We start from the raw sequence: 4,364 nt of genomic DNA on the forward strand, positions 1-4,364 counted from the left end.
GCGAACCGGTCACCTACGCCAACATCGCCGCCGCCGCCGGCGTCAGCCGCTCCTGGCTCTACACCCAGCCCGAGATCCGCGCGGCCATCGAAAGTCTCCGAGTCCACAACAGCCGGTCGGCCGGCGTCTCGGTGCCGACCCGGCAGCGGACCTCTGCCGCGTCTCTGGTTCGCCGGCTGGAAGCTGCGCACCGGCGCAATCAAGACCTCAGCCGTGAAGTCGCCGAGCTGCGCGACCAACTGGCCGCCGCTCACGCCGAACTGAGGGCAGCCCGGCGTCGACCGATCGACTCATCCGTGGTGGACCTATCTCAGCGCCGACGACAAGACGGCTAATCCCACCGTGAGCGTTCGACTTTGCGGTCAATGACCACCCAGCCGCCGCACAATGCGGCCCGTCAGGACAGCCGCCTCGCAGAGGAGGGGGCGGGCGAGGATCCGTCTGACTCTGACAGTGCTCTGTGACGTCAGATCTCCGTGAATTCCGACGGCACCGGCTGGTTGGGCCGGAAGTTGTCAACGAATTTTGACGTCACTGAAGGGGTTGTGGTGGGAGGATCGTTGTGCTCAGTGAGGGGGCGCAGTCGATGCCGCCACGTCAGTCGAAGGTGGAGCTGCATGCCGCTCTGCGCCGTGACTCGCGGGCGGGTCTGTCGAACAGGGCTTTGGAGCGCAAAGTTGAGGTGAGCATATTGCGGACCTGGAGAATGCGGATATGTGTTGTCGTCGCGATCGGAGTACTCTGCTCGGCCTGCGGCAACCAGGTCCCAACGAGTCATTCGGCCGCGAAGGCGACGGACTGCGTGATACTGGAACGTTTGAACGCTCCGGCCTACTCCCTCGCTTTCGACAAGGTGAAGGACGCGTTATGGTTCCCGGTCATGGAAATCGGAGGCAAATCGAGCCTCCATCGCTATGATCTCGCGACTGGACAACAATTTCAGTATCCGTTGCCGGACTCCGGCGACAATGGCCTTGTCGCGACCACTGTTATCACCAGCGATGGCGCTGTATGGGTCAATCTGCCGTACGCTGTCGCGCGCTGGGATCCAATCCGAGAGACGATAACCACAACGTCGCTCCCTGCGGACGCCGAAGGTCAGCTTCCTGGAGCAGTTGACACGACCCGGCCCCTGGCTGGGACATGGATTTCAACCCTCATTGCGGACGGCGACGGGGTGATGATCGGCCGCCTAAACGTTCCCTATCTCCAACGGGTGTCCAGCGACGGCACAACGGCGAGAGCATTTGACTTGCCCAATGGGTACGACGGCACCAAGAAAATCGCTCGAATGGGTAGTGCGCTGATCGTGGCACCAGGTTGGTTATCTAACGAGTCGGCAACAGACGTCCTAGCAATTGCGTCGAGCACAACAAAGCACACGGACATTATCCCATTGAACGGTCTCTTCGATCTTGGAGGGACCATCGCCGCGCTGACTCAGAACGGTTTGGTAAAGGCCGACACTGGCGAACCCCTGTCGACGGCACTCGTACCGGATCCCTCCGCGCATGCCTTGTTGGCACAGACCGGTGAAGCCGAGGTCGCGTACAGCCCATCCAGGCACACTCTGGAACGTGCCGTAGGAACCGAGGTCGCGACCCTTCAGTTGAACAGTCGCACAGCACCTGCCGCTGGAGGAACTGGGACTGCAGTGAAAGCTTGGGAAGGCGTTACGGCGTTGGCACAAGGCCCCGATGCGACCGTGTTCGCCCTTCGAGCCAATGGGACCGAGGTGTGCGAATGGGGATCCGGGTAACGGCATTCCCGGCCGGTCTACCGACCGGCGAGAGTCAGGCCGAGGAGCCCTCGGCGGGACCCGCGCCACTAAACCTCGCTTTGCAGTAAACGATGTGATCGCGGTGGTCGACACGCGGCCTGGATATGGCGCGAAAATCAGGTCCGCAGGCACCGGCGTCGGATCGGACTGCACTGCGCCTCGGGCGCTTCCGACCCGGCTGTGAGTAGTGGACCCGACCGCGTTGGCCGCTGAAGCGCAAACCAGACCAGCCACGCTGTCGTGGACATGTCCACGACGCTCACCACCAAGCAATGCAGCACGACCCAGCAGCCAACTCAAGATAAACGGTGAGCTGGTGATCCTCGGCGCGGACGGCCGGTTGAGTTTCGACGCGCTGCAGCAGGGTCTCGTCACCAGCGCCGCCAAGGCGCGCGCGAAGGCTGCCGAGCTGCCGGCCTCGTTTGCCGCGTTCGATCTGCTCGCGGCCTGTGGGGTCGATCTGCGGACCCAGCGCTGGGCGGTGCGCCGCGAGCGGCTGGAGCAGGTGTCGCGCGGCTGGGTGCCGCCGCTGCAGCTGACGCCGGTCACCGCCGACGTCGATGAGGCGACCGAGTGGTTCGAGGTGCTGCCGGCCGCGATGGGCGTGGAGGGTCTGGTCGTGAAGGACGCAGCCTCCCGCTATACCCCGGGTCGCCGCGACGCCTGGGTGAAGGTTAAGCACCGTGAGACTCGCGAGGTCATTGTCGGCGGGGTGCTGGGCTCGATCAGCGACCCGGAGGTTGTGATCGGCGGCCTCTACACCACTGACGGCGAGCTGGTGGTGGTCGGGCGCACTGTTGCGCTCAAACCCGACCAGGCCGCCCAGCTCGCCGCCGCACTGACCGCCGCGCGGCCGGTCACCCTTGGCCGGACGAGATCACCTCCTACCGGTGGGGCGGCCCGGACTCGAAGAAGCCGCTCATCAAGGTCGAACCGGTCGTCGTGGCCGAGGTCACCGCCGATGCCGCGACCCAAGCCGGCCAGGCTCGGCACGGGATGCGCTACGTGCGGGTGCGCCCCGACCTTCGGCCCGAGGACCTGCCGAGGTTTCCGGGCGGGGTTGGCGGCGGCTGATCGGGCGTGGATCGTGGAGGCGTGGAGATAGACGCGGCGGTTGTGGAGCTGTACGGGTTGCCACCCGAGCAGTTCGTCGCGGCCCGCAACCGGCTTGCGAAGGCGGTCCGTGACCGCGGCGACGAGCCGGCCGCGGCTGCGATCGTTGCCCTGCGCAAGCCCACGGTCGCTGCCTGGCTTGCCAACCAGCTCGTCCGGGCCGACCCGGACGGGATTCATGCCCTGACCGAGCTGGGGGAGCAGCTGCGCCAGACCTACCTGACCGCCGACAGCGCCAGCCGGCGCGAACTCACTCGGCGGCGCCATGACCTGGTCGGCGACCTCGTGCAGGCCGCGAGCCAGCGCGCCGCCGGGGGTCGACGGGTCACCGGCCAGACCGCGGAGCGGCTGACCGAGACCCTCGACGCCGCGCTCGTCGATCCCGGCGCCGCGCAGCTGTTGCGGACCGGGCAGCTGACCAGCGCGCTGCGCCATGTCGGCTTCGGCGTCGTCGACGAGAGCGGCGACCCGGCCCAGCTCGCCCCGATCCGGCCCCGCGTCGTGAGACGTGCTCCACCTCCGGCCAAGGCCCCGGCGCCGAAGCCTGCGAAGCGCGCCGCCGCACCAGCCGCCGGCCGGGCCAAGGTCGACCGGACCCTCGCGCAGCGCCGAGCCGCGCAGCAGAAACGCCTCGGGGCCGCCGAAGCCGACGACACCGCCGCCGAGGCCGAACGCGACCAGGCCGAGCAGCTGCTCGACGCCCACCAGCACCGGCTCGCCGACCTGCAAGCCGACCTCGACCGGCTCAACGACCAACTCGAGGAGACCCGCCAAGCCCTCCGCGCCGCCCGCAAACAACTCCCGCGGCTGCAACGCGCCTTCCACCAGGCCGCACGCAACGCCGCCGCCATCCGCAAGCGCCGCGACACAGAGCAACAGCGACTGAACACGCTGGAACACTAGCCAGCACGCCGTTCGTGTGAGGCTTGGTGCATGGCGGCCGACCAGCACGAAGAACCGGGCGAACCCCCCCGTCGATCCACTGCTCGGGCAGCCCCGGCTGGTCAACGACCCCCGCATCTCTATCACGCAAGCAGCCGTTGTCCTGGGCAAGAAGCCCGAACCGATCCCGCTGACGCCGCCCTCATGCTCGGTCGATTGCTCAAGGCCACCCTCGAGCTCGTCGCCGACGGCCACCTGCGACTCGTCCCCGGCACGAAGTCGATGGTCTACCCGGCCGACCTCGCGGCCATCACGGCCGCGAAACCCCAACCGCCGATCCGGCACCACCCAGGCCCACCCGGCTACCTCAACACCAAACAGACCGCTGAACGATTGGGGCTCACCGCCATCTACGTCACCCAGCTGGCCGCGGAGGAGAAACTGCCGGCCGTCTTCCAGGACCGGCAGTGGTGGTTCGACCCCCAGCGGATCGAGATGATCCGCCGCGCGCGACGGGCCCAGGTCGCAAGTTCTTCCTCAGCGACGAACTATTCGGCCCCGCTTCGGGCTATGTCGGGCTGTTCCTTTG

General features: G+C 67.1%; 5 protein-coding genes. All 5 read left to right on the plus strand.

All coding sequences use genetic code 11. The annotated features are described in order from the left end of the window. On the plus strand, positions 1 to 335 hold a 335-nt coding region (locus ACFPJ1_RS16950), incomplete at its 5' end, for a DUF6262 family protein (RefSeq protein WP_380104873.1). Positions 336 to 817: 482 nt separating this feature from the next. After that, positions 818 to 1,759 carry a hypothetical protein gene (locus tag ACFPJ1_RS16955; protein ID WP_380104875.1) on the plus strand — a complete coding sequence of 314 codons (942 nt, stop codon included), beginning with the start codon at positions 818 to 820 and terminating at the stop codon, positions 1,757 to 1,759. 208 nt (positions 1,760 to 1,967) lie between these two features. Further along, on the plus strand, positions 1,968 to 2,885 hold the full coding sequence (locus ACFPJ1_RS16960) for an ATP-dependent DNA ligase (RefSeq protein ID WP_380104877.1): 918 nt from the start codon (positions 1,968 to 1,970) through the stop codon (positions 2,883 to 2,885). Further along, positions 2,876 to 3,796, plus strand: a complete 921-nt coding sequence (locus ACFPJ1_RS16965) for a hypothetical protein (RefSeq protein ID WP_380104879.1) — start codon at positions 2,876 to 2,878, stop codon at positions 3,794 to 3,796. The genes ACFPJ1_RS16960 and ACFPJ1_RS16965 overlap by 10 nt, the downstream gene beginning before the upstream one ends. A 183-nt stretch (positions 3,797 to 3,979) precedes the next feature. Next, the coding region (locus tag ACFPJ1_RS16970; RefSeq protein WP_380104881.1) for a hypothetical protein at positions 3,980 to 4,364 on the plus strand (385 nt) is incomplete at its 3' end.

The organism is Kribbella qitaiheensis, assembly GCF_042657745.1.
GTDB classification, from domain to species: domain Bacteria; phylum Actinomycetota; class Actinomycetes; order Propionibacteriales; family Kribbellaceae; genus Kribbella; species Kribbella qitaiheensis.